We start from the raw sequence: 23,950 nt of genomic DNA, 5'->3' as shown, positions 1-23,950 counted from the left end.
AAGTGCTCCTAAGCGGCCTGTTTCAGCGGAGATTGTTCAAAGGAAATATCGGGGAATACGTGGTTATGCAGCTCTCGCAGGGCAAGAGCCTGAACAGCAGGGTTGCTGCTTTCGAGATTTTTCAGTTGCGTCAGGTTGAGCTGCACAGTGTAAATGTCGCCCCCTTCAATCGGCGGCATGTTCTCAAGACGACGAACGTCATTACGGGACATCCAGCCATTCTGAAGCGCGCTGGTATAGTATGCCGCGCGACCGGCACTATCGGCTCGCAGCAGACCTTCAACAGAGAATTCCGCAAACACTTCGTCATCGCTGTCGAGTAAACACCGGCCAATTTCCTGCTCAATATTCACCAGCAGCGGTCGAAGTGTATGAGTCAGAAACTGCAGGTTCATACCTTCCAGGCTGGATGCCCAGCTGCTTTGTTTCGTGGTGTGACCAACCATGAAAGGCGGCACGCGAAACCAGCGGCAGATCTCCTCAATGCTAAATGCGCGGCTTTCGAGCATCTGAGCATCTTCCGGGTTCATGGTCACGCCCTGGTACGTCAAACCACCCTCAAGAACCATGATTTTTCCGGCGTTTTTCGAACCGGTAAACGCCGCCATGTAACCGCGAAGTTTTTCACGTTGAGTATCATCCAGAGCTTTATCAGAAGAGAGGAATCCTGAACTCTGCAGGCCCTGTTCGAATATCTTCGCCGCGGACTCTTCAACGGCCATTGCTGAACCGATCACATCCCGGCCAGTCTTCATCGGCATCATGCCGCAAACACCGTCCAGACCGAACCCGCGAATGTGCATGATGTTTTTGACCGGAATGACGCGCTCGTTTCCGTTTTCAGTGTATTTGTATTCCAGCGCCCCGGTAGTGAGACGTTTAACCACCATGTTCTGCGGCAGTAAAGGCACCAGCGAAACCAGGCGGTTTGCGATGAATTTCTTCTCAATGAAGGCGTTCCCGCGCAGGCAAATACTGGCAACCACCATCAGCATAAAGCGTGATGGTGTCATTTCTGAATTGGGGCGGCGGCACAGTATCGAATAGGCCGGATGATCGGTTGCCGCTTTGCGCGAACCGTCAGGCTGTCGAACGTATATTTTCAGCGGAAGGGTTGAAATAGACTCGCTTAACAGCCTTACGCATGCCCACACAGCCGATAGCTGGATGGCTTTATCGGCCGTGACCACCTTTCCGCTGCTGCTGGTGCCAAACCATTCCTCCCAGAACGTGCCGGTAGTCAGGCTGATAGGCACACCAAGCCAGTTAAGCAGAGCGCTTTTCACCCTGCCTGGCTGTTTGTTTTTTTTCATCAGAAACCTACCATGATGGGATTATTGAAGAATCCGGAGAGATCCTGCTGGTCGTTGCCACCGTTAACCAGAACGCGGCTCATTGCTGTGAACAATGCCGCCGGGCCATCAATCTTGGCCTCTGGTGTGGACTTGTTCGGGAAAATGTTCTCGTTCCGGTCAGGTTTGACGGTTACGTTGGACATCATCCAGTTCATTACCGGGTGATCGCTGTGATGGAAGCGGCCGCCGTATACCAGTGCTTCGACCTCTTTCATCGCCTCAGAGAAATTGCGAACCGTCTGCGGCACTTCCACCAGCGGCAGCCCTTCTTCTGCCAGCGCAAGGCTGAACTGCGTCGCACTCCACGGGTCGAAGCCAATTTCTTTCAGACTCTCGCCAGCAACCCACACCTGCAGCTCTTCCTTAATCTGAGCATGGTCGATTACATCCCCGTCGGTAAGGATCAGCTTGTCCATCTCGGCCCACTTACGATAGAGCTCTGCCATCTGGCGTGAACATTTCTCAAGGCGTCCTTCCGGCAGCCAGAATTTAAAATCCGCATGAACGTGGCCACCTGGCGCGCGCCAGACTTTAGCGGCTGCACAGATATCAATTTTGTTTGAAAGGTCAACGCCCACCCAGGAGGGATAGGTTTTAAGTTCGTGCTGCGGGGCGATAAACTCGCATTTTTCCCATTTCATCATGTCCATCCAGGCAGACTCAGCAGTAACCCAGATATTCATGTGTTTGGTGAAAAAGTTAATCCTGGCCGAAACCTGCTCTTTCGCCTTTTTAGCCAGGCGGCGCAGGTCATCCCAGCGCTTACAGATACCCAGCCCCGGATTCGCCTTCTGCCAGACTTTTTCATCAAAGGGATCGTCACCTTCATCTAAGGTATAGATGATGGCAAAAAACGTATCGTCTTTAACCAGGCCGCGCAGGACCTTGATTGCGTAATCGCGTAGTTCGTAACAGATACCTTCTTTGTTGAAGCCGGCGGTGGTGATACCGAAAAGCAGCGATTGCAGGCGCGCGCCTGTGGCCGTCTCCAGAACGTCCCAGACGTCACGGGTTTTATGAGCATGCAGCTCGTCGACGATGGCACAGTGGATGTTCAGGCCGTCGAGGTTGTTCGCATCTGAAGATAAAGGCTCGAATTTGGAGGCCGTTTGCTCCTGGTAGATAGCGAGCTTGTTGAATTCGAAGATCCGCCCAAGAGTGGCTTTCGCCTTCTTGACCATATTTTTCGCGTCTTCAAAAACAATTCGCGCCTGGTCACGGGTGGTTGCAGCGGAATAAACCTCCGCCCCGCCCTCGCCGTCAGCGCCAGCCATATAGAGCCCCACGCCGGAGCAAAGTGTTGATTTGGCATTTTTACGGGCCACCTCAACATCTGCTGTACGGAAACGCCGAACCATCACCGGCCGACCGCTGCCGTCGTTACGCAGGACGGTTTCCCCCGTCTCTTCGTTCACCAGCGGGATAACAAAACCAAAAATATTAATCAGGATGAAAACATGCCAGTCCATCAGCTCAATAGGCTGGCCTGCCAGGGCGCCTTTTACGTGAGGCACAAAATTATAGAAATTCAGAATGTGCTGCGCGCGCGGCTCACTGAAGAAAATACCGCGCTCTTCGCCGTGTGCCAGATCGTCAAGAAAACGCTGGCAGGCAAGGCGCACATACTCACAGGCAATAATTTCCCCCGCCACCACCCTCTCGGCATAGCGGATGCCTTCTGCAACCTTAGCCATTAATCCCTCGCTTTCATAAACTCGGCCAGCGGATCAACCGCATCAGGACCTTTTGCATTCACTTTAGAGCGGCTGGCTGGCGTCATGCCGAACTCACCGAGCATGGCGCGCAGACGTTTCCAGGCATCAGCTTTCATAATGGCGGCCGGGTGAGCCTTGATCATGCGAATCTCTCGCTCTTTACCTTCGTCTGGCTCTTCGTCGCTATAAACGGCGTAGGTGTAGCCTTCTCTCTCCAGCGTATCGCAGTGATGCCGGTACTCGGTGTAAACCTCAACCAGAAGCTCAAGTGCTCTCGCGTCCAGCTGCGACATGACGCCAAGCGCATCGAGCTCTTCAGCCATACGCCTGAACCAGTATTTCCCCTGCTTGTCGAAATGCTTCGGCGTTGGGGGTACCCCTGCAGCTGGCTTAGGTTCGTTTTCATTAATCGGGCGTTTTGATGGGTTACCCCTCACCAAACGTAGATGGGTCGGGGTTTTCGGTGGTCCAGACATAATCGAAAACTCCTATTAATCATCGAATGGGGGACCCCATAAAAAAGTTTTCTAACCTGCGGCGATGTGAAAAGAGGTTAGGCGGCGGTCCTTTGACGCGTCGTTCCTGAACTTTCAACCCGCCCTCCCCCTCGGCCGATTCAAATGAGAATTGATATCATTTAAGTCTTTCGACCGCTGTCTTCGCCCTGTGGCAAGGCTTGCAGAGGCTTTCGAGGTTGGACAGGTCATCGGTCCCCCCATTTGCTTTGGCGGTGATGTGGTCCACCGTCTCAGCGGGCGTGTACCTTCCATTTCGCAGGCATTCCTGACAAAGGTGTTTGTCTCTGTCGAGAACGATTGGGCGCAGCCTGTCCCATTTGCTGCCATAACCTCGCTGATGCCTGCTCTGCCCTCGCTGATGCTGCTGCCAGCCTTCGTTAAGGTGCTTGGGACAATAGCCTGAGCGGTCTGTGGTTGTGCCAGGACAACCACGCTTGCGGCATGCCCTCGGTAATAACGCAGGCATTAGGCTAACCTCCACGCCCTGCGGCGTTCTGTTCGAGGCGCTGAGTCAGGGTGGCGTTCAACCGGTTCGCCGTCAGCGTGGTCCACCAGCGAGTAACACGGATAGACCACTGAACCGCCCCAGGCATCACCCACTGCAAAATCGGCAGGCTTATCACTGTCCCATCGAGATAGCACACGGTTTATACGGTGAGGCGGTACGCTGTAGCAAACACCATGAATCAGCCGAGGAAACGAAATGAATTCATATCGAGCTTTATCAGCAATGATTAGCCGTTCGGCTATTTGCATCTGGTACTGAGGAGGCCGACCAGTTCCGAGGTAAAAGCTCAGAAGGTCATCTGGGCAGCGCGCTAACCAGTCGGTTACCTTTTCGGTGAATCCGGGTACCGGCAATGCGTCGTCTTCCAGCACCACCACCCGGCAGGGTTGGCAGGCAGCCCACTCAAGCGCGCGTCGATGATTCCAGTTAGCCCCGTGATTCCCTTCATCGATAAGCAGGTGTGCGCCAAGTTCGCCAGCCAGCAATGCAGCTGAGGCATAGCGGGAATGGTGACCAACCACAACATACTTCACTTGTGTTTCCACCACGCGGCCTCCTTACCGATACCATCAGTTTTGAAAACGGTATGAACCATAGGGCCGGTGACCAGCCTGTCAGCGAATGACTGTGCGACAATACCGAATGCCAGCATGTCGCCCACCGCGGCGCCAGCCTGTTCTTTCTTCCAGAAACGATAACTCTCGATCCGGTAGTAAAGACGGATGATGCCGTGAGCAAACGCCATGACATCAGCGCGGTTGCCACCCAGCAGGCCAGCATTAAGCATCACATCGCCGCGGTGCGCTTCAATGAATTCCTGATAGATACGCTCAGGATGATTCTGCTTTGCCCAGGTGTCGGCGTAGGTCTTCGGTTCAGAACCGACATACACCTTTCCGGGCTCCATTTCATCCCATGGTGCGCGGAGCATTTCGACATCGGTACCATCGGTACACCAGATGAACCGGTATTCAGGGTGATCGCGCAGGTGCTGCCAGATATGCAGCCAGCGCCGAAAGTAGACATTCATCTTCACGTCAGGTACGAGATACAGCTCAACATCTGCCGGGGCCGTCAGTAATTCATCCACCAGCGCAATACGTCCACAATTCCGAAGCGAGGCCGCCCACCTGGTCAGCATGTCAGGTGAGGCCGTCATTTTCGTGCCGCGCTGAGGGTCAGGCTGGCTGGTCAGTAACGTAGTGATAACCACGTCGCGCTGACGCCGATATTCAACGTAACCGGTAAAGCCAGTATCACGTCGTGCGTTGTGGATCTTCACATTACGTTCCACCAGCGCCTGACGGTCTGGCTTCGGTACCGAACGCTCCACGGCCTCATGCTCATCGAGAGAATGAATCAGCTTTTCTGAACCTACGACATCAGCGTAAGCCCACGTCGTGAGGCCAGCATTATGAATACGCAGGGCGAGGTCGCTGTGCTCGTACATACCGCGACCATAAACCGGATCGAATCCGCCCACCTTCTCGATGGCGCTGCGGTGGTAATAAAGCATCACGCCGCGCTGCCCGGTGTACGCCACATGCTGATCGTCACGGTAAAGCACCGAAAGGTCATTCAGCTTATTGCGGCCAGCCAGATCGAGAAACTGGTAAGCCAGGTGCGGCTCAGGTGATTCGATGTAAGGGAGGTGCCAGTTATCAGCGATGGGCCAGGCGTCATCGTCCCAAAGGAAAAGATGCTCACACCCGGCGACCATCAGCGCGGTTAAACTGGCGTTCTTCGAAGCAACAATGCCGAGTGATGTTTCATGGCGAAGCAGCTGCACACCGTAGGGAACTACAGCGGCAGGTTTCGAACCATCATCGATAACAACCACCAGCGCGCCGGCTGGCAGGTGCGTCATGTGCTGTTCGAGAGCTCGTTTCAGAACGTCGGGGCGTTGGTGTGTCGTTATTGCAATGCCAATCCGCGATGAAATTGCGCAGGCGGGTGCATACGGGACACCATCAATAGTGACCTGCATTTGATTTTCCTTTTAGACGTGAGCCTGTCGCACGGCAAAGCCGCCGAAAGTTAACGGTTTGCCCAGGCTCACAGCTGAAAGACTTTCTTTGATGTGCGCGTGCGATGCGCATAAAAAAAGCCACCGGCGAATACCAGTGGCTACTTAATTTTTAAACGGATTACTTAGCAAGAATTACATAATCAGAAATTAACTCTGCTTTTTGCGAATACTCTTTTGCCAAGCGCTCAAGCTCACTCGCTTCGAGTTTCCCGGACTGTGAGCTTTTGATGTAAGCGGCAACCTCGGATTCGTGCAGTAGGACATTTGGGTTTTGGAAAATAATTTCTTTTACAGCACTATAAAATATTCCCATATCGATAGGATGCCCTGTATGCCATGTGGAGCGAGCAAGCCATTTATCTAAAGCACTAATACCTTTCAACATAAAACCTCCTGTTTGTGTGGAATGCTATCCTCCCACCAAATGGGTTATGTCAAAAATGATTCTTCCATTATCACAGGCACTCAGTGAATGCCTGCTGTAATGCCCGCTACGTGTCAAACTTCCCCGTGGCAATCATCTCATCCCCCAGCCGGCCATTTTCTTTCATAGCTTCAAACATGTACGAAGCATGCTCACGACTGAGTGCGTAGAAGTAAGCGCTGAATGTTTTGTCATCCAGGGTGAAGTCAATTTTTTGCAGTTTCCATTCCCGCCCTTCAACCTCTACTGAATCCTGAAGTGTGATTGCCATTTCGTTATGCTCCTGTAGATCATTATCAAGCCCACCAGCAGGTGAGCTTTGTAATGGCTAACAGTCGGCATCTGGACGTGCTACAGCACGACAGGCCCACATGCAGGCTTCTTGCATTTTGGTGCGCGCAATGGAGAGACAGCGGGAAGCTTCGTGTGCTTCAGCTGAGTGGTTGCCGGTAGCAGATAACTCATCGTTGACATGCTCACGTTCTGTATCAAGTAAATTACAGAAGTGTCGGCTGACACCCTTCAGGCGATTCATGCGCTCAATATCACCAGGCGTTAAGGTTCGATAGCCTTTAACGGTGGTACCGTCCTGCGGTTTAGCTTCGCTCATAGTTTTTTCTCAGTTGGTTTCTGGCAGTTCGCCTGCCACGCTTTGTTATGCGCCAGGATGTCGCGCTTCGTCTGCTTATCCAGGACGTCAATATCATGGTTTGTCACGTAGATAATCCGAGTCCACAGACAGCCCGTATCAACCACCACCGGGGCGGGTGAAGTTTTCACGCAGCTCGCGATCAACATCGTCATCAGGCATATGGTTAACAGTCTGCTGTACATTGCTGGCCTCTTTCGTTGTCTCTACCCGGCGTTCTGCTACGGCGACCGTTACCGCTGCGTTATCTTCAGTGCGCTGCTGATCTGCTTTTGCTTCTGCTTTGCTTGTACCGCGAAGATGGCCCAGGCCGAAAGCGCCAGCGATGGCGGCAATTACTGCTGCAGCAATACCAATTAAAGTTTCAAACCCCATATTTACCTCACACCAGAACTGACTTTGCCAGGTTAAACAGCGCACTGCGGTTATCCAGACCGTTACGGCCGCCATTGATAAGCAGCGTGACGCGCTCCACGTCGCCGGAATGGAGCTGGCATCCGTGAGAGACGTAGAACCATGCAGCGGAGCGCGCAGCGTATTCGTCTCGTTCCAGCAGTTCGGGATAAGAAACCAGATCCAGTTTGAGCGCCTGCCCACAGTTGCGATAGTTGCTAAGCCCGGTGATTTGCTTCAGGCCGCGGCCGCGATATTTCCAGCCATCACCAGCAACCTGGTTGCCTAGGTTCTTTTTGCCCCACTCACCGCCGTAAACCAGATTAGCTATCGCTTTCTGATTTGCCGGTTGCGTTGCCGTTCTGCCGAGTGCGGCGGCCTGCTGGTGGGTAATGCGGTGGCTGCCGAACGTGGGGACCAGGTTTTCCACCGCATAGTTAAGGTTTTCCACCAGCCGGGAGAACCCGCCGGACTCGTGCCCCATCTGTGCGATGAACATGGCCTGATCGAGCGGCGCGGTTATGCCGAATTCCTTCATTGCAGCATCGATGCAGTGAAACCAGCGCATGGCCATCCCGGCGCTGATACCTGCCGCCTTTTGAAATTGTGTTTGGAACATTAGTGCCTCAGATGATCAACCAGGCGCGCAACGTTGCCTTTAACGGCTACCAGCACGGAAAGAAAGATGATATTGGCCCCGATTGAGGCCCAGGAAGAATGAGGATAAATACCGCACAGGTAGGCCAGGGGCACAGCGCTGTACGTGACAGTAATCAGCCAGGCTAAACGCGAAACCCAAGGACGGTGCCGGGAATCACCTCGACGATAAAACATCAGGGTAACCACCACCCCAGCACAGAGCAGTGCGTTTAATGTTGCAGTTGGGTCATTTAGTACCACCTGAACCTCCCCGGCGCGTTATCAGCGCCACCAGCGAGCCGATATCCTGGTTATTCAGGAACGTCAGGATTTTGACGGCTAATGCAGAAATAATTACGGCACCGATGGCATCCAGCGGTTTATCACTATATCCAGTCCAGGCAGAGAGCTTTGAGCCTACCAAACCGGAACATAAGATCCCGGCAATGTACGACACAACAAAATATGCCAGTCGGCGGGTCGCACTCAGATCAGCAGCTGTCGCGATATAGAACACGGCCCCTGCAAATGCACCAAACACCACGCCATAATCGGTACCTGTAAGCAGGCCATAGATACTGGCGCCCGTCAGAGCACCACCGGCTAAGCCTGTGCCGGAAATTGGATCGGACATCGGTCCCCCTCTTATTGCTGTGAATCCTCTCAGAAAAATTGAGGGGAAATAAAAAAGGCCGCCGGATGGCAGCCCTCAAAGAAGATGTTTTGATTGAATAAATCAGGTGAGATCGGCGATATGACAGGGGTACTGGTGCAATGCACCATCGCGAATACCCCTGTCGTATCGCCGGATAACAAAAAACCCCGGCAGGCGGGGTTTAAAGTTTTTTCAAATTGTCGCTTTACATCGCTGCCATCGTGGCGCAGCTCTGCCAAGCATGAATGGATTATCTGATTTTCTGGCCCGTTTTCAATATCATTTCGAATAAATAGCACTTTTTGCTAATTAACGTTTGATCATGAATTTTCTTTCAGGCTCTTCCTCGCTGACAGAAATACCTTCGCCCTGAATATTTCCAGGCACCAGCGCACACGCTTTCTGGCCTCCGAGTCGGTTAGCCACGGGGCCAGGCCCTGCAGATCTCTGGTGATATCCGCTATCTTTTTGCGCGTGGTGTAATACTGGCACCCAACGATGTAAACGGGATCCTTCAAATCGAATGCCTGCAGCACCACATCCTCAATAAATTTTGCGTCATCACTGCTCATCGCAGCGTCAATGACACTTGACGGCGGCTCAGGCCAGAGTATCGAGCGCGCGCGCCTCATTGCCTGCTCACCACGGAATCCCTCTTCTCTCGCCTGGTTCAATGCCGCCGTAAATCGCTCGAGCGCTTTATCAGACCAGTTTTTTCCGCTGATCACGCTCCAGCACGAATGGCCGCACGGTTTGGCCGGTGCCGTTCCGCCGCGTACAGATTCCCCCCATACAGTTAGCAGCGATTTAATCCACCCGGACTGGATATCAGTCAGGAGAATGCTTTTCCCGAGCCAGCTCTTGCGTGGCGCCATTGCGGTTTTTCCCAGCCCTTCAAGATACTGGCGTTTCTGGCGTGGCGTCATTTCATGTCCTCGATAATTATCATTCCGGTTTCGCCCCATAGTTTTGATGTCCGGGCGTCCCAAATATGGGAATCATCCTCAAACAAGGCGTCCAACAGAGATTTTGTTAAGTTGTCCAGATCGGGCTTTTGCTGGTGGGGCTGGCCGTCCATAGCTGCGCGCTTTTTCTTGCTCCAGCTCTGCGGCATCGGCAAAACAAAGGTGATATGGGCGCCGTTCTCCGGTACCTGGATTCCATGAAGGCGGGCTTCATCGCAGAACATGCGATACCGCATCACCGGTGGTCGCTGTTTCCATTTATCTCGGCGGGTCATGCGGGGTTTTCCGACAGGGGTAATCATGTATTTAGGCATGGGCGCCCTCGCCCAGCAGATAGAGCACCTGCACCAGCAGCTCAGCTTCTGTGCCGTGCTTCATTTCCCAGGTGCGGCGGCCAGCATGAATCGCCACACCGTAACCGCCGTTGCGATGATGCATATGGCACAGAGGAATTGATTTTCGATGGTCAGCGCGCTGGCTTGTGCCCTGCCCGGTTCGGATGTGGTGGATTTCCGCAGGCGTTTCGCCCAGGTTCTGGTTTCTGCACGCGATACAGCCCAGTGCGGCCACGCGTGAAAGATGGAGGCTATCTGCTTTTTTCATGCTGGACCACCAGCATAAGCAGAAACACCGCGCGTAAACGGGCGGTGTGAGTAAATCAGGGTAGTTCTTTGCGCCATCACTTTTCTCCGGTGATGGTGCGACAGGCGCTGGTTGTTCAGGCCAGCTTGATTATTATAAATCAGTTATCAGGGTTGCGGAAGCGCTCAAGGCATTGTCTCAGTGCTTCCCGGGTAATCAGCATTGCTTCAGCAGGCACTGGAATCACAACAAAGGAGCCATCCTCATGGCTCACCACTTCATAGCGTCCAACTGGGCGAACGGCAGCGATTAATTCTTGCTCATTCATAACGAAAAATCCTATTCAAATCAGCTATCCCCCGATAAATCGGGGCCGTCCCTTTTTCTCCCTGCGCGCTGAACGTAACTTAAGCAGCCCTTCCATCGAACGTCTAATAGGTTAGATAGATCAATTAACAATAATTGATCTGTATAACCGATCGGCTCTTATTGCACAGGAATCATGGCGCTTATATTACCGGCCTGTTGTCAGTATCTGTCACACGATTCAGGAGGTGCGTTACCACTCCCATTACGGTTGCATCATCCAGCGCATCGCCCTCAATAGCCTCTCCATCCTGAGTAATCAGAGCCTTTCCCTGGACTTTTGCAAAGTCCAGACTGCCGCAGAACGAAACCAGGACTGTGTCACCCACTTCCGGCTTTCTGGCAACGTTTATGAACGCGTATCCGGCTGATGTTTCGATAGTTCGGCAATTGCCGTCATAGCCGCAAAGGCTGGTGATAGTGAGCGTCTGCTCTGCGTAGTCTGCTGCCGGAGATGGAAAGCCCATGATGGAACCTCACATAAAAATACTGTACATTTAAACAGTATAATCATGTGAGGATTTAGTCAATAGGCCGTGACATGTCATAGACTACCGATATCAACTATGTCACCAGGCTCAAGCAGCGCAGTCCGCTTAATGTCTTCAACAACATATGACGCGTGCTCACGGCTTAATGCGTAGATGTAGAATGAAAATTTAATACCATCAGCATCAGTAAACCCTACGTCGAAAATTTTCCATACTTTCCCATCAGGCATTGTGACGCTTTGTTCAAGAGTGATTGAGCCTGCCACGCTACACCTCCAGCTTCGTTTCGTGCCAGCCCAGTCTTGCCCAGCAGGATCCCTCCTCCTTAAGGCAGCAGTCAGCCACTGGCAATTTGTCACCGCACCTGCCGCACCTGTTTACGCTGATGGCCTTGATTCGCCCTCGAACCCGGGCATCATCCTGGCGGATCAGTAGCGCAATGTACTCGCTAAGTTCGTATGGCTCTCGACCGGGTCGCCGTCCGGCGCAGTTCCGCGCCAGCATCTCCATTTCCTGCTCATCGAGCACCAGCTCCAGCTTGCGCTCTCCTGCTTCCGCCTGGCGTGCTCGCTGTGCTGCTTTGCGTTCTGCTGCGGTTTTAGCCATTGCCATTCTCCCTGTTCTCGTCAGCATGACCTGCCAGATACTTGAGAAGCATGCGATACGCTGCGAGTTGATATTCCTCGTTCAGGGTTAACCCTAATGCGTATTCAGCACTGCTGCGCGACTCAAGCCGCTTAATCTTTTCGGCCAGCGATTCCTGTGTTACCGTGACCATTTCCGAACCTCCCCGTTTTCTATTTCGATTACCGCTGTTTGGTCCGCGCCACCAGCAAGGTCAATTCCGATGAATGCCGCAGATTGAGCCGGAACCACCACCGGCATCGGCACGCGAATGACAAGTTTCTTGAGACTGTCGACTTCTCCGGCCAGCTCCAGTAGGCGTGAGCGGCAATCCTCTGCCTCCTCGCGCCACCATGCCACGTCCGCTTTAAGGCGGCGTATGCGCCGCTGTTTGAGTTTGCTCACCATGGCAGCCACCCCATACCCTGAAGTGCGCTGATGGCCAGCAGCACGAACATCACGAAATCGAATGGGTTAGGCATCACCGTTTCACTCCCTGCTCGGTATCTTTCAGGTCGTTCTCTGCGAACAGGATAGAAGTCTTGACGGAGCGTAAGCGTGCCTTAGCATTCTTCTCTTCGCGTTCCAGGTTGGCTACAGACTCGCGCAGTTCATCCCGTTTCGCATACAGAGACTTAATCTCAAACACAATATTTTCACCGTTTCTGGCTCTATCCAAAATCACCTCGAACGGGTCAAGCATAGAACCACACTGAAGGCAAATGAGCGTGCGGTTAGCTTCAGATATCTGAGTCTGATTGTGCTTGCAGTATTTCTGTCCAGCGCTTTTCCTGTCGGTTATGGCAACGTTAAGAAGCTTTTCTTCTTCTGACTTTGGCTGCACAAGCTGCACTACATTGTCGGCTGAGTCATCCATCACTTCACCTCCTGCTGCGGTGCTGCTGGCAGTGGCATCCAATGGGTGACATCTCCAGGAACAGAATAGTAATCGTGTTGTGTTTGCCAGGTATCTCCATCCCACCATCCCTGACCTACATCTTGACCATTGGAGATATGCACATCCGTCATTCCTTCCGGCATCCTCTCACTGCAAGCCACCCAACCATCCGGAATCACCGGAGAGTTGCTGCAGCGCGACTCGGCATTTTTTGGCAAAGAATCCAGTATTGGCGCGGTCTGGATGGTGCAGCGCGACTCGGAGTTTTCTGCACCCTGAAGCATGGCGGCGCGGCTACCATTAATCATCTTCACACCCAGGCGGATATCGTCCAGCTGAAGGTCGCCGTTAATTTCTGCATGCCGGAAAGCGATCGACAGGAACTCCAGACACTGCTTGTTTGTCCATTCAGGAACAGATGCAGGCGCTGGAGGGGCGGTGCGATACAGAAGCACATCACCCATCTCCGTTCTGGATGCTGGCCATACATCGGCATCAGAGCCAGATTTTAGATAATCAAGATTGGACTGGTCGATGACGCACACAGCCCCCGCTTCGAGCGATGCCAGCGCGATACGCGCCAGCTCCAGTTCTTCTTCAAGCTCTGCGCGTGAATCAGCGAAAGCTGTTTGTGTTACTGCAAACTCCAGACTCTTAACCTTTTCGCGCGCACGTTCGCGTAATTGCTCTCTGGTAATAGTGCTCATGATACCTCTCCTTTACCGGCTGCGGCGACCTTCAGGCCAGCGGATACCAAGGCTGACAATACGTCTTCGCGCGAATACCACTCACCATCCGGGGAAGGGGTAGGACACATGTCTACCTCGTAACGCTCAGGCAATTTCACCTCACGCGCCTCCAGTTCATTGATGCGCTTGCGGTGGGCTGCTATCTCCATCTCGGCAGCATCGGCATAATGAACGTTTGAATGCTCTTTAAGATGTCCGCACGCCATCATGAAACCACGGTGGTGCTCGCGGTTAGCTCGGCCAATCTCTTCCTCAAGCCTCCTGTCTTTGGCTTCCAGCTCATCCTTCAGGCGCTTTGTTTCTCGCTGAACGTGCTCACTGATAAACCTCAACCCAAGCGCGGACGCGCAACCCTTCGGTGTCAAAAGCCCAAGCTGAGTACAGATAGTTGTTGCTGTGTAGCCGCAACGCCAACCCGCAGCGGCATCAATAACCGTTTCGGCCAGAATGTTTTTAAAGTCATCTCTGCCAAAATTTGTACCAGCAAAAGCCTTGCTGATCGCCTCGTCTGTCAGAGCCTGTTTGTCGATGTTGCTCATTGGGCGGCCCTCTCTTCAATCTGGTAATCCTCAGAACCATCGCCAATCGCCTCTCGCAGATAGGCAATAACTTTCACGGCATCTTCCCTGGTTGGGCAGCTTCCTGCTGCTAACGGCACTGTTCCATCGCTACTGCTCTGGAATCCAATTCCGCTAAGAGGGTTGTTTTCATCTTCCAATTCAGTCAGGTAAAGTTTGCTGCCGATACGGTTTTCATAAATCAGGTATTCATTGCTCATGACTGCGCTCCTTTGCGAAGGTTTGCTGCGAACATCTGCAATTCGTTAATCTGGCTGCGGATAGACATAGCGGTAGCGCCGAACGCATGAGTATCTGGATGCATATCTGCCAACTGCTTAGTCTTGATGTCTACCAGGCTATCTACAGCACTGGCCCGCACTTCTTCCAGGATTGCGTCGGTGGCTGGGGTTTCAGATTCAATCAAATCCGCTCCAGCATGTATGGCGTCAGGATTTACAACGAAAGAGAAATAACCGTCATACTCCGCCTCTTCTGCACTATCGACGATCTCTTTGATGGCAGCCTTCAGCCCCGCATTCGCCGCAGCCAGCGCCGCGCATCTGGCTTCTGACTCGGCCAATTTAATGCGCAGACCATCAGCACAGTCATGCGAGCCGCTGCGACCTCTCTGGAAAGAAAACCCGCAGTCACAATAAAAAACGTTGTCTTTCTCGGTGATCATACTGCCGCCTTACTGTGCGAAAATCGCTTCAGGTCAAAATCGATGATTGCGCGATCGTCGCGAAAAATACCGCAGCGACCGTAGCGGATAAACTCTCCACGTTGCTCGGCGATCCGGATGTATTTCTCCGCTGTGGTTCGGTGAAGGTTAAACATCGCGACGACATCCTTTGTCGTGATGCGGCCCTGCTCTTTCACCAGTTCGATAATCCGGTTAATCATCACAGTGCGCTCTTCATGAGTTTTTGGTCGTGGCATCGTTAAGCCCTCCCACCAGCTCTTTCCATTTTTCCTGAAGCAACTGACGGGCCGCTGCCTCACCATTAGGCGGGAACGAAAATCCCGCGCGGATGCCAGGGCAACCGTTCGAACAGCGGACCTCTGCCGAACCCCAGTTCATTCCCCGGCTGCGGACCCTCACTGACGGCGGCATGCCGCATTTCGGACACTTAGGTAAACTACTCATCGCTCATTCCTGCCAGGAGGTGCTTATGGCGGCGCAGCTCCCGAACGGCGCCCTGAAGACGCTGCAGGTTTGCCAGCTTCGCTTTTGTCCGGCGGATTTCACCTGAGATATAACGGGATGACGGAATAATCAGATCATCGGGGCGGGAAGCGAATGCCGGGATGGTCTCAATAATTTCTGCCGTTGTTTTTTCTGGCTGTGCAGCTTCGGCTGTAACACCTGCGGCCTCACCGGTTCCAGGCAGAGACCATGTCACGCCCTTCCCCTTCCCATTTTTGATAACCACGCCCTGGTGCTCAAAAGACAGCATTACAGAGACCATACCGCGGGCATTACGCTCTACAGCTGCAGCCAGAGCTGCGGTGGTCATCGCTCCGTTCTTGCCAAGCAGCTGGCGGATGGCCACAGCATCAACCGGTGCTGGTTCATCACCTTTCAGGCGCGGAGCCTTATGTGCTGGTGCCGCTGCCGGTTTCACGGGATCGTCGCCGGTCAGCTCCCAGCCGCCATCGTAAAAATCACATAACCCCTGTTCTTTCTGCTCCCGCAGCATGTTCAGCGCTTCAACGGGCTCGATATCCAGACGGGCAGCAACCTCGCGATATGTCGCTTTTTTCATTGCTTTCAGTGCATCAAGTACGGTTTCCATAAATATTCTCCTGATAAAATTCAGTTAGATCAGACCCTGAAGCCCGCTTTTGCTGCGGCCTCAATGTCGTTTTTGTAATATTCATCGTCAAAAGAACTGCGCATCACTCCGCTGTGAGCGACAGGTGCCAGTTTCAGTACCAGGTCATCCCATTTTTCACGCAACTTCGCCGGGCTTAGCACGTTTCGGCACCAGAACGGGTCGCCCTGGACTCGCTTGAACATGTCGCAAATCTGGCGGTGTGTGCGCCCGTCAACAGTGCGCATCAGCCGGATCTCGTTTGCCCATGCGTTCCAGTTTGGTTCTCTTGGGAGGGCAACTTCACCATCGGTTTCGGCGGCTTTTTCGTACAGGGAGCGGATCTTGGAAAATATCCAGCTTGCGCATTGATGATCTTCTGGTGTGCCCCATTTTTTCGTGGCCGATATTTTTTTGGTTGAATCTTCGCCGTCTGGAGATTCGCCAGAATTTCCGGACGAAGAGATCTGTTTTAATGATGGATCTGTAGTTACTGACGGATCGTGTCCAGATTCTGAACCCTGAGAACCCTGTTTATTCGCGTTTTCTGAACATTCGGGATTTGAACGTTCAGAACCTGAATGTTCAGAATCTGAATCATCAGGATTTGCTAACCCTTTGTTTAATGGGTGTCCAGATTTTGAACGTTCAGAATCTGTACCCTGAAAATATGCTGCCGCCGTGCGTAACTTTTCAGCATTCAGCGTGTATAAATTTGTGCCGCTTCGCTGGCCGTTTCGACGTTCAGTACGGGTTAACCATCCGTCTGCCTCGAGCTGGGTTATCGCTGTTATCACAGTGCTGCGCCCGGCCCCAAGCTGGCGGGCGATGGTGGCAACCGACGGCCAGCACACACCCTCATCCGAGCTAAAATCAGCCAGGCGAGCCATAACCAGCAGTTTTATGCCCTTGACACCCTGTGCGGCACAACCGTCCCACACCCAGGAAGATAATTTCACGCTCACGACTTCACCTCAGTGAACTTAATTTCAAACTCTCGGCGCCCTGTTTCACTGACGCCTGTGTGCCCCTCCCGGCGATATGACACGCGGAGCTGGGATGCACGTAAAACTGTCACCATGCGCCCGCGTTCGTCGCGGTACCGCTTCCCTGGAATGATTTCACCGCGGCGATCCACTGGCTCCTGAGCGGGTCGGTTATTCATCGCGTTTTTCATGCGCTCTGCCAGTGCGCTCGCTAATTCCTGAGAAGTACGCATAGTTGCCTCCAGAACGTTATGCAGCCCGATGGCTGGTCATGATTTGAACCTTTACGCCCACCAGCTGCGCCAGCGCGTCTATCGCTTCCAGAGTTTCTCGCCTGATTACCGGTTTCGGTTTGCCGGTGAATACCGCGTTGGTGGCTTCAATACACTCTTTGTTAACCCTGGCGGCCCGGTAGAGCATGCAGTCCTTCTGCTCCAGCTCGTTATCAATCGCGGCGCGCACCGCATAGCTCAGCGCCTCTGCCTGCTTGAGATAATTTGGCGTATCGTTTCTGAAGGCGCGCTGAATAACCTGCTTGTTGTTGTGCAACCGGCGCGCATACTCGTCAGGGTCGGTTACGTCATTGAGAGTCAGCAGCAAATCACCGAAATGATGCGGAGTTATCAGCTGCGTGACCGTCTTCCAGCCCTTTTCCTGTGCCCAGGACTCCAGCTCGCATGCCAGCTTTTTGATTTCCATCAGTCAGACTCCTTCTGCGCGCGTGGGATATCCTGAACAGGAATTCCACTGGTAGGGGTTGGATGCAAATCAGGACGTAACTCGTGCGGGGTTACAGTCCAGCCGCCAAATTCACAGAGCTTTATAACTCGCTCACTTGGAACTCGGTTTCGGATAATCCAGTTGGCAACTGACTGTGAGGACTTAAAGTTGAATTTCCGGGCGACGGCCGAAACAGAGCCAATCGACCTCACTGCCTTTTCAGTAATGTTCTTGTATGAAGTAGTCATCGTGTTCTCCAGAATGAGTCGATGACTGCAATATACTACATAAAGTAGAAAATACAACTACGAAAAATAGAAATGACTATAAACGCGCCGTGCCTTACTCTTCTACCTATGGTAGAAAAAGCGAATAAACATCAAGATTTCGCAAACCGGCTGACCGAAGAAATGCGCAGACAGCGCCGTTCTGTAAAGGATTTAAGCCTGGCTTGCGATGTCACATACGAAATGGCTCGTCGTTATACGCTGGGCACGGCAAAGCCACGCGATGAGAAATTGCAAAAGATAGCTGACTGGCTGAACGTCCAAGCGGCCTGGCTTGACTACGGCGAGGGCGAGAGCGCGACAGGTATGCTCCCAGAGACTGAGTTTTCTGGCTTCCATGCATCAGAACCAAATGCAGACAGTGATGCGGAATTCAGAGAATTAAGCGAAGACGAAAAGCGATTGGTTAGGGTGTTTCGTCAGTTCCCTAGTGTCGAAGCCAAAAACATGCTACTGGCTTTCGAAATGCGGTATAAACAGCTTTATGATTTCTTCCTGAAGTACGCAAACACCCCCCAAAAATAATATAATTCCTTAAGAACCCGGCACATGCCGGGTTTTTTTACGCCATCACCCACTACCACAAGTAGCAATAACCTCCTTGATTTCTACTTTTAGTGTTGACACATCTACTTTATGTTGTATTCTCTACTCATCGAAGCACAACAGGTGCGACAGGTAAACGTTCCGCCTACCCGGCGATAAGGGTGATTAGCCAAGCAAAGCAGCAAACAGGGGTTCGAGATGGAAAAAGCATACGAAGAGTATTTCAACAGTCTGGCGGAAGGTGAAGAAGCACTGAGCTTTTCCGAGTTCGTCCAGGCAGTTTCTTGAATATGGCGAAAGCCGAAAGACTTGAAGGCGGTTTTCTCAGGTTGCGCGCTAAAGCATAGCGGGGAGAACCTGGGGCGGAGAGCAAACCCCGCGATGCAGGACTTGAAATACCTGCACAGACCAATAAGCCGCATGGCAGCGTAACTGCCCTTTACATCTGCCCTGGCGAGGTGGCGCCGCCGGACCAGGGCAGATGAATCGTCCACAACATGTAAGCGCATTCCTCTTTTCACTGATGGGGATCGGTTTGTTAACTGGCGGAATGCGCTTCCAGTTGTGGGCAATCGCAACATGAGGCTGCGTGTAGTTTTGGTGGTATATGCGTTTCCCGTGGTCCATGCATATACAACCATTTTTAAAGCTGGTTTCATAGTGGAGTGTTCATATATGGATAAGACACAATTAACACCGGAACAACAAATTGCCTGGGCACAGGGAAAGCTCGTCACTTCAGTATTTCTTCGTGATGTTGCAGGATGCCATGCCGCCTGGAAAGTATTACGGAAATACAGAAATTTCGTTGTACATCGCCAACCTCATCAGGAATGGCGAAATAGTTTAAAAGTAATTTAATTTTACCAATTTAAGACCTATGCCTTAAACGGCAGGGATTTTCACACCCTGAACTATGGAGTTTAAAATGAAAGTAAGCGTTACAACCGTTGAACTAAATCTCGTTATCGTAAATAAAGATATTGCTACCTTTAATATTAACGGTGCCATTTCAGGCGTAGTCCATTTGCCATCATCAGGCCCTGTAACAGTCGTGCTTGACGGTGGCTACGTGCTCGGTGAGTTTCATTGCCCGGTTTGCGCTGTTAAGCGCATTAGCTTGCTGTCTGTGAATTTCGCAGAAGCGCAGAACGCTTGTGGCATGTCTTATTACGATCACAAACGCCAACAACTTAACTGATATGGATGACATCATTTGTCATTGCGCTGTTTGCTGCCACGAATATAAAAAATCGGAAATGCACGAAAGGAAATCAGATATATACCCCTTTAAGCGCATGATTTATTTATGTGAGCAATGCAATGAAAAAAGAGAAAAGCGTGACGCTTTAAGAAAGGTTAAACGCGGCATCCGCAAACCATATCATTCAACATCATTTTTCAAATATTAAGCGAGATCATTATGTCTGTTGAGTTAAAAGTTTTTGGCGGAGCTTATTTCCCAAAAGATAAAGCATTGAAAAAATACCCGGACTTAAAACCGCTTGCTACAGCAGTAAACTCGGCCACAAAAGCCATTGCTGAAGCTGTTATTTTCGGCAAGCTGGCATATGAACACCCTGAACATATTGATGATTATTTTAAGGTGAAAATCTGGGAGCACCGTGAGGATTTACCCTGCCCTGAGCTTGATGTGTTCTCACCTGATTTTTTCGACACAGTGGCTATCTGGAATGTGAATGCAGGTGAACCAGCTGCGGCACCACAGCCTGAACCTGAGGAAAAGACGGAATGGGACGACAACAAGGCCAAGGAAGAATTGAAAACAGTTGCACGCCTCGATCAGTTATCCCGCGCAGCTTGTCTTGCGCTGTTCGGACCGGTATCTGAAATCACAGCGGCGCAATATGGGCAGATTGTCGACCTGATAAACGACGACGCCACCAGCTTCACCCGCGGACTGGCAGAAGCACTGGCGAAAGAAACCCGCGCTCTGGCACTGTCGCCGGAACGGCAGGAGCAGTTGATCGCCTGGGTACGTGAAAACACAAAAGATTCAGCACAGTGGCCGGATATCAAAAAGCAGATCGCTAAATGGATTGATACTCCTTTAGATAAGCGCCCACAGGCCACCAGTGCTGCTAATGAAGAAGTGAGTGTTTTTCGCACTGACTCAGGCGCACGCCTATGCACTGGCACGCCTACAGACCGCCATTATAAGCACGGCAAAGAATCTCTGGGTAATGAGATCGCAAAAGGCATACTGGCGCGCAAACGCGAGTTCAATATCTACAACTCACAGCCTGAAATATTCCAGGAAGCTGAAAGAATACGCCTTTCTGGTACCAATGAAGAATTTGACGCCTGGTACCGAATTTTCATCACCACCCCTGGCGGCCTGGATTTTTCCATGGCCATCAATATCGCCGTGGTTAAAACCGCCCCGGAAGGAATCTGGAAAGACCATGTTAAGCATCGTGAATACTTCAATCGCGTCATGACCGAATCAGATCATGCGAACCCTGACCCGCTGATCGTCGATATTGCCTGCGGCCGGTCCTCTTCACCAATGCCACAAGCCATCAAAGAGAATGCTTCCCATGATGAAACCAAACCGCCTCTACCTGGCGAAACTCAGCCACCAGCAGTTTGCCCTGCCAAAGCTGCGCAGCTCGACAAAGAACTCAATGAGGCATTCGCTCAGAGCTCAGCACCAGAAGAGCAAGCGAGTGACCAACCACGGGTGGAGAACCTGGGCGGCGGAGTCTTCTCTGTTGATGCACTTATTAATAATTTCCCCTCAAATGAGGTCGAAAAAACGGAAAATCGTCCGGAAATGAGCGGGCGGGAAATAGAAATTGCCTACGCCCTTAACGATCTTATGTCGGGTCGCACTCGGGAACTGTCTCTTGAGGAATCCGAAAGTGATGTATTGCGTACAGGGCATCCGGTCGCGCACCTCATAGATTTAATGATCACAGATATTGCTGATACTGAATTTTGTCTCTCTCCCGATTTTGAAATTGATGAGATTCAAATGGTGGCAGCCTGCATCCTTGATCAATGGTCTGATGATCACAGTGAACGCAAGAAAATAGCGCTTGATGCGATCGTGGAATACCGCCGCCCGGAACCACCAAAACCTGTCGTGCTCGATCCGCCATCTGTTACTGCAAAGCCGGATGCCGAGCCCGAGCCGGCAGCTGAAAAAAAACCGCCGCTTTCATCCGTTACCTACCTGCAACAGCTGACCATTGCCGCACTGCAGGGCTTATGTTCCAACCCGGCATATTGCAATCAGTATGATGAATTACCGGCTATGGCCGCCGGACTTGCCCGCAGCGTTGTCAGCCAGCAGGAGGTTGCAGAGTGAGTAAAGCAAAGGAAGTCATCGCCAATACCAGGTATGCGGAATTCCCGGACACGCTGGTAACTCTGGAGCTGTGCCGCGCGTTTGCAGCCATAGAAAAACGCCGGATTGGTGAATCGCTACGTGCATGCGCTCGCGTTCTGGCCGCTAAGGCACAAGATCACCATCTTGTCAGCGTGCTGGATGAAATGGGCCGAAGCCAGTTCCCGGAAGTCCAGATGACGAGAATACGTGACTGCATCAGAAGGATGGAATCAGCGCTGGTCAGGAATTTTATCAATGCGTCTGATTAATCGTAGTGCGAAAGACAGCGTCGGCGGGCCAGCATGTGCCGCCGCGCTTAAATGTCATGTTGATAAATTTGGCGAGCATGGGCGCAGCGACAAGCAGACTTTTTACACCATCAAGTTCCAAAGTAGAAAAATTACGGTTGAGATTGTTAATCGCCCCCGTAGTTACGTAGCCACGGCAATGATCGGTGCCAGGCATCTTAAGTGCCTCCCTGGTCTTGGTCGGTGATTTTTGACAATCAATATACTATCTGCCGCTGCGGTATCGTGGCGGCGTCATGGAGTTAAGCATGGCGCAAATCATTTTCGATGAAGAGTGGATGGTGGCGGGAAAGCTAACTGAAAAAACGGGGCTGGATGACAGGCAAATAAAAGCTTATCGCCTCGGATGCTGGATTGAAGGGGTTCATTTTAAGCGAGTACCCGCGGTACCCGGTGGAGAAAGTAAACGCGCTTTGGTCTGGTACAACTTTCCGCTGATTAATAGATTTATTCAGGAAGCATGATGAACTTTCCAACCGGCGTTGAACTTCATAACGGAAAAATCAGGATCACGTTTACCTATCGCGGCATTCGCTGCCGCGAAGTTCTCCGTGGCTGGGTGGTTAACAGCAGCAACATTAAGAAGGCGGGAAACCTTCGCGCCGTCATCGTGAGTGAGATCCAGTTCGGCCAGTTCGACTACGCGGCGAGATTCCCTGAATCAAAGGCTCTTAAAAAATTCTCATCAACAAAGCGGATCACGACATTTAAAGAACTGAGCGATTTTTTCATTGATACAAAGGCACTGGAGGTGTCAGGGGCTACGCTGCATTCACTCACATCTGCAGTTAACACACTGAAACGTGTTGTGGGAGAAAATACTCCCCTGGCTGATATTCAGCACGCCGACATCCTGAATTACCGCAAAGAGCTGCTGACCGGCAGCGTATTAAACCCTTCAATGCCTAACCTGGTTAGAAAGGGACGCGCGCCCTCAACAGTCAATAAACAGATGGCGGTTTTATCAGAAATGCTGAAGCTTGCGAATCGAAGTCAGTTTATATTACACGCTCCTTATGAAGGCGTATCCCGGCTCAAGCTATCTAAGGCAGACCCCGATCCGCTTCTACTTCATGAGTACCAGGCACTGACTGCCGCCCTTCCCCGAAAACTGGCTTTGATCATCATTGTAGCCGTCCACACGGGAATGAGGCCCGGCGAGATTTGTGCTCTGGCGTGGGAGGATATCGATCTGAGAAAAGGTGAGATTCACGTATCAAGAAGCCTGACGAACAAGCGGGTGTTTGTGCCGCCTAAAACAGATGCTGGTATACGAACGATCACCCTGCTTAAGCCTGCACATGATGCGCTGCTGGAGCAGTTCGAAATCACAGGCAATAACCCAAGGCAGCAGATCATTTTCCATCACCGGGAAATCGGCAAAACAGAGCCACAAAATCTGCGGTTTGTGTTTTCCCCTGAAAAGAAATCTTCAGTGAATGAGAGCTTTTTTTCCAAAAACTCGATTTCGTATGGATGGAAACGGGGCACTAAACTTTCGGGAATACGTGAGAGAAATCCTTATCAGTCCCGACACACATACGCATGCTGGACACTTATGGCCGGTGCTAACCCTTCCTTTATCGCCAGCCAGATGGGCCATGAGGATGCGCGTATGGTGTATGAGGTTTATTCGAAGTGGATCGGCGATATGAACCAGGACCAGGTCAACATGCTGAACAGCCAGATGCCGACAGCCGTGCCCCCAGGACGCCCCCAAGGCATTGGGAGTATTAAAAAAGTCATTTAATTTCATGACGCTGGTTTCAAACTCCATAATCAGCGTTAAACTATTCATACCAATTATTTAGGGA

At 51.8% G+C, this 23,950-nt stretch carries 42 protein-coding genes; 8 read left to right on the top strand and 34 right to left on the bottom strand.

Going from position 1 to position 23,950, the window contains the following annotated elements; genetic code table 11:
* Positions 1–8 precede the first annotated feature (8 nt).
* The 34 genes from V1566_RS12065 to V1566_RS11900 all read right to left on the bottom strand — a co-directional run bounded on the left by V1566_RS12065 (position 9) and on the right by V1566_RS11900 (position 17,888).
* Positions 9–1,313, bottom strand: a complete 1,305-nt coding sequence (locus V1566_RS12065) for a phage portal protein (protein ID WP_059476491.1) — start codon at positions 1,311–1,313, stop codon at positions 9–11.
* On the bottom strand, positions 1,313–3,049 hold the full coding sequence (locus tag V1566_RS12060) for a terminase large subunit (RefSeq protein WP_042889604.1): 1,737 nt from the start codon (positions 3,047–3,049) through the stop codon (positions 1,313–1,315). Before V1566_RS12060 ends, V1566_RS12065 begins: the two co-directional genes overlap by 1 nt.
* On the bottom strand, positions 3,049–3,546 hold the full coding sequence (locus V1566_RS12055; RefSeq protein WP_045326830.1) for a phage terminase small subunit P27 family: 498 nt from the start codon (positions 3,544–3,546) through the stop codon (positions 3,049–3,051). Before V1566_RS12055 ends, V1566_RS12060 begins: the two co-directional genes overlap by 1 nt.
* Before the next feature lie 157 nt (positions 3,547–3,703).
* Complete coding sequence (locus V1566_RS12050; RefSeq protein WP_395303435.1) at positions 3,704–4,054, bottom strand: HNH endonuclease; 351 nt, start codon at positions 4,052–4,054, stop codon at positions 3,704–3,706.
* Positions 4,054–4,644 (bottom strand): hypothetical protein, encoded by a 591-nt coding sequence (locus tag V1566_RS12045; RefSeq protein ID WP_395303434.1) that lies wholly within the window; start codon positions 4,642–4,644, stop codon positions 4,054–4,056. Before V1566_RS12045 ends, V1566_RS12050 begins: the two co-directional genes overlap by 1 nt.
* Positions 4,626–6,083: a glycosyltransferase family 2 protein gene (locus V1566_RS12040; RefSeq protein WP_395303433.1), complete on the bottom strand. Its 1,458-nt coding sequence runs from the start codon at positions 6,081–6,083 to the stop codon at positions 4,626–4,628. The genes V1566_RS12045 and V1566_RS12040 overlap by 19 nt, the downstream gene beginning before the upstream one ends.
* 160 nt (positions 6,084–6,243) lie before the next feature.
* Positions 6,244–6,510 (bottom strand): hypothetical protein, encoded by a 267-nt coding sequence (locus V1566_RS12035; protein ID WP_395303432.1) that lies wholly within the window; start codon positions 6,508–6,510, stop codon positions 6,244–6,246.
* Positions 6,511–6,616: 106 nt separating this feature from the next.
* Positions 6,617–6,820, bottom strand: coding sequence for a hypothetical protein (locus V1566_RS12030; RefSeq protein ID WP_395303431.1), 204 nt, complete (start codon positions 6,818–6,820; stop codon positions 6,617–6,619).
* Between the two features lie 57 nt (positions 6,821–6,877).
* The gene (locus V1566_RS12025) at positions 6,878–7,159 is read right to left on the bottom strand and encodes a hypothetical protein (RefSeq protein WP_395303430.1); all 282 of its coding nucleotides are present in this window, start codon (positions 7,157–7,159) and stop codon (positions 6,878–6,880) included.
* Positions 7,156–7,347: a hypothetical protein gene (locus tag V1566_RS12020; protein ID WP_395303429.1), complete on the bottom strand. Its 192-nt coding sequence runs from the start codon at positions 7,345–7,347 to the stop codon at positions 7,156–7,158. Before V1566_RS12020 ends, V1566_RS12025 begins: the two co-directional genes overlap by 4 nt.
* On the bottom strand, positions 7,298–7,573 hold the full coding sequence (locus V1566_RS12015) for a hypothetical protein (RefSeq protein WP_395303428.1): 276 nt from the start codon (positions 7,571–7,573) through the stop codon (positions 7,298–7,300). Before V1566_RS12015 ends, V1566_RS12020 begins: the two co-directional genes overlap by 50 nt.
* Positions 7,574–7,580: 7 nt before the next feature.
* Positions 7,581–8,210 (bottom strand): glycoside hydrolase family 19 protein, encoded by a 630-nt coding sequence (locus tag V1566_RS12010; protein WP_395303427.1) that lies wholly within the window; start codon positions 8,208–8,210, stop codon positions 7,581–7,583.
* Entirely contained in the window at positions 8,210–8,491 is a 282-nt protein-coding gene (locus V1566_RS12005) for a phage holin family protein (protein WP_395303426.1), read from the bottom strand. Before V1566_RS12005 ends, V1566_RS12010 begins: the two co-directional genes overlap by 1 nt.
* Entirely contained in the window at positions 8,478–8,864 is a 387-nt protein-coding gene (locus V1566_RS12000) for a phage holin family protein (protein ID WP_048986177.1), read from the bottom strand. The genes V1566_RS12005 and V1566_RS12000 overlap by 14 nt, the downstream gene beginning before the upstream one ends.
* Positions 8,865–9,205: 341 nt before the next feature.
* Entirely contained in the window at positions 9,206–9,811 is a 606-nt protein-coding gene (locus V1566_RS11995) for a hypothetical protein (RefSeq protein ID WP_395303425.1), read from the bottom strand.
* Positions 9,808–10,164, bottom strand: coding sequence for a RusA family crossover junction endodeoxyribonuclease (locus tag V1566_RS11990; RefSeq protein WP_395303424.1), 357 nt, complete (start codon positions 10,162–10,164; stop codon positions 9,808–9,810). Before V1566_RS11990 ends, V1566_RS11995 begins: the two co-directional genes overlap by 4 nt.
* Positions 10,157–10,453 carry a Ref family recombination enhancement nuclease gene (locus tag V1566_RS11985; RefSeq protein ID WP_395303423.1) on the bottom strand — a complete coding sequence of 99 codons (297 nt, stop codon included), beginning with the start codon at positions 10,451–10,453 and terminating at the stop codon, positions 10,157–10,159. Before V1566_RS11985 ends, V1566_RS11990 begins: the two co-directional genes overlap by 8 nt.
* 139 nt (positions 10,454–10,592) lie before the next feature.
* On the bottom strand, positions 10,593–10,760 hold the full coding sequence (locus tag V1566_RS11980; RefSeq protein WP_395303422.1) for a hypothetical protein: 168 nt from the start codon (positions 10,758–10,760) through the stop codon (positions 10,593–10,595).
* 181 nt (positions 10,761–10,941) lie between these two features.
* The gene (locus tag V1566_RS11975; protein WP_395303421.1) at positions 10,942–11,265 is read right to left on the bottom strand and encodes a hypothetical protein; all 324 of its coding nucleotides are present in this window, start codon (positions 11,263–11,265) and stop codon (positions 10,942–10,944) included.
* Between the two features lie 77 nt (positions 11,266–11,342).
* Complete coding sequence (locus V1566_RS11970; RefSeq protein WP_395303420.1) at positions 11,343–11,555, bottom strand: hypothetical protein; 213 nt, start codon at positions 11,553–11,555, stop codon at positions 11,343–11,345.
* Between the two features lies 1 nt (position 11,556).
* The gene (locus V1566_RS11965) at positions 11,557–11,895 is read right to left on the bottom strand and encodes a hypothetical protein (RefSeq protein ID WP_395305983.1); all 339 of its coding nucleotides are present in this window, start codon (positions 11,893–11,895) and stop codon (positions 11,557–11,559) included.
* Positions 11,888–12,067: a hypothetical protein gene (locus V1566_RS11960; RefSeq protein WP_395303419.1), complete on the bottom strand. Its 180-nt coding sequence runs from the start codon at positions 12,065–12,067 to the stop codon at positions 11,888–11,890. The genes V1566_RS11965 and V1566_RS11960 overlap by 8 nt, the downstream gene beginning before the upstream one ends.
* Entirely contained in the window at positions 12,055–12,321 is a 267-nt protein-coding gene (locus tag V1566_RS11955) for a hypothetical protein (protein ID WP_395303418.1), read from the bottom strand. The genes V1566_RS11960 and V1566_RS11955 overlap by 13 nt, the downstream gene beginning before the upstream one ends.
* A 73-nt stretch (positions 12,322–12,394) precedes the next feature.
* Entirely contained in the window at positions 12,395–12,790 is a 396-nt protein-coding gene (locus tag V1566_RS11950) for a hypothetical protein (RefSeq protein WP_395303417.1), read from the bottom strand.
* Positions 12,790–13,518: a DUF551 domain-containing protein gene (locus V1566_RS11945; RefSeq protein ID WP_395303416.1), complete on the bottom strand. Its 729-nt coding sequence runs from the start codon at positions 13,516–13,518 to the stop codon at positions 12,790–12,792. Before V1566_RS11945 ends, V1566_RS11950 begins: the two co-directional genes overlap by 1 nt.
* Positions 13,515–14,099: a hypothetical protein gene (locus V1566_RS11940; RefSeq protein ID WP_395303415.1), complete on the bottom strand. Its 585-nt coding sequence runs from the start codon at positions 14,097–14,099 to the stop codon at positions 13,515–13,517. Before V1566_RS11940 ends, V1566_RS11945 begins: the two co-directional genes overlap by 4 nt.
* The gene (locus V1566_RS11935; protein ID WP_395303414.1) at positions 14,096–14,338 is read right to left on the bottom strand and encodes a hypothetical protein; all 243 of its coding nucleotides are present in this window, start codon (positions 14,336–14,338) and stop codon (positions 14,096–14,098) included. The genes V1566_RS11940 and V1566_RS11935 overlap by 4 nt, the downstream gene beginning before the upstream one ends.
* Positions 14,335–14,802: a hypothetical protein gene (locus tag V1566_RS11930; protein ID WP_395303413.1), complete on the bottom strand. Its 468-nt coding sequence runs from the start codon at positions 14,800–14,802 to the stop codon at positions 14,335–14,337. The genes V1566_RS11935 and V1566_RS11930 overlap by 4 nt, the downstream gene beginning before the upstream one ends.
* Positions 14,799–15,059, bottom strand: a complete 261-nt coding sequence (locus tag V1566_RS11925) for a DUF977 family protein (protein ID WP_395303412.1) — start codon at positions 15,057–15,059, stop codon at positions 14,799–14,801. Before V1566_RS11925 ends, V1566_RS11930 begins: the two co-directional genes overlap by 4 nt.
* Positions 15,060–15,259: 200 nt before the next feature.
* Entirely contained in the window at positions 15,260–15,916 is a 657-nt protein-coding gene (locus tag V1566_RS11920) for a DUF1627 domain-containing protein (RefSeq protein WP_395303411.1), read from the bottom strand.
* 29 nt (positions 15,917–15,945) lie between these two features.
* Positions 15,946–16,899: a helix-turn-helix domain-containing protein gene (locus tag V1566_RS11915; RefSeq protein WP_395303410.1), complete on the bottom strand. Its 954-nt coding sequence runs from the start codon at positions 16,897–16,899 to the stop codon at positions 15,946–15,948.
* Complete coding sequence (locus tag V1566_RS11910) at positions 16,896–17,153, bottom strand: DUF4222 domain-containing protein (protein WP_020884636.1); 258 nt, start codon at positions 17,151–17,153, stop codon at positions 16,896–16,898. The genes V1566_RS11915 and V1566_RS11910 overlap by 4 nt, the downstream gene beginning before the upstream one ends.
* A gap of 16 nt (positions 17,154–17,169) precedes the next feature.
* Positions 17,170–17,619, bottom strand: a complete 450-nt coding sequence (locus V1566_RS11905; protein ID WP_395303409.1) for a hypothetical protein — start codon at positions 17,617–17,619, stop codon at positions 17,170–17,172.
* Positions 17,619–17,888 (bottom strand): YdaS family helix-turn-helix protein, encoded by a 270-nt coding sequence (locus V1566_RS11900; protein ID WP_032663354.1) that lies wholly within the window; start codon positions 17,886–17,888, stop codon positions 17,619–17,621. The genes V1566_RS11905 and V1566_RS11900 overlap by 1 nt, the downstream gene beginning before the upstream one ends.
* A 72-nt stretch (positions 17,889–17,960) precedes the next feature.
* Between V1566_RS11900 and V1566_RS11895 the strand changes: the two genes are divergently transcribed.
* From V1566_RS11895 to V1566_RS11860, 8 genes are all read left to right on the top strand, one after another.
* Positions 17,961–18,452 carry a helix-turn-helix domain-containing protein gene (locus tag V1566_RS11895; RefSeq protein ID WP_395303408.1) on the top strand — a complete coding sequence of 164 codons (492 nt, stop codon included), beginning with the start codon at positions 17,961–17,963 and terminating at the stop codon, positions 18,450–18,452.
* 696 nt (positions 18,453–19,148) lie between these two features.
* A complete protein-coding gene (locus V1566_RS11890; protein WP_126345250.1) occupies positions 19,149–19,334 on the top strand; it encodes a hypothetical protein in 186 nt (61 codons plus the stop codon).
* A 67-nt stretch (positions 19,335–19,401) separates the two neighbouring features.
* On the top strand, positions 19,402–19,674 hold the full coding sequence (locus V1566_RS11885) for a hypothetical protein (RefSeq protein ID WP_395303407.1): 273 nt from the start codon (positions 19,402–19,404) through the stop codon (positions 19,672–19,674).
* A 222-nt stretch (positions 19,675–19,896) separates the two neighbouring features.
* Positions 19,897–21,807: an exodeoxyribonuclease VIII gene (locus V1566_RS11880; RefSeq protein ID WP_395303406.1), complete on the top strand. Its 1,911-nt coding sequence runs from the start codon at positions 19,897–19,899 to the stop codon at positions 21,805–21,807.
* Positions 21,804–22,097, top strand: coding sequence for a hypothetical protein (locus tag V1566_RS11875; RefSeq protein ID WP_054829617.1), 294 nt, complete (start codon positions 21,804–21,806; stop codon positions 22,095–22,097). Before V1566_RS11880 ends, V1566_RS11875 begins: the two co-directional genes overlap by 4 nt.
* The gene (locus V1566_RS11870) at positions 22,084–22,323 is read left to right on the top strand and encodes a DUF4060 family protein (protein ID WP_395303405.1); all 240 of its coding nucleotides are present in this window, start codon (positions 22,084–22,086) and stop codon (positions 22,321–22,323) included. The genes V1566_RS11875 and V1566_RS11870 overlap by 14 nt, the downstream gene beginning before the upstream one ends.
* 61 nt (positions 22,324–22,384) lie before the next feature.
* Positions 22,385–22,600 carry an excisionase family protein gene (xisR, locus tag V1566_RS11865; RefSeq protein ID WP_010429804.1) on the top strand — a complete coding sequence of 72 codons (216 nt, stop codon included), beginning with the start codon at positions 22,385–22,387 and terminating at the stop codon, positions 22,598–22,600.
* Entirely contained in the window at positions 22,600–23,886 is a 1,287-nt protein-coding gene (locus V1566_RS11860) for an Arm DNA-binding domain-containing protein (RefSeq protein ID WP_395305982.1), read from the top strand. Before xisR ends, V1566_RS11860 begins: the two co-directional genes overlap by 1 nt.
* Positions 23,887–23,950 lie beyond the last annotated feature (64 nt).

The organism is Enterobacter sp. ECC-019, assembly GCF_043974075.1.
Classification (GTDB): domain Bacteria; phylum Pseudomonadota; class Gammaproteobacteria; order Enterobacterales; family Enterobacteriaceae; genus Enterobacter; species Enterobacter asburiae_D.
This window is presented reverse-complemented; position numbering and strand designations above follow the sequence as displayed.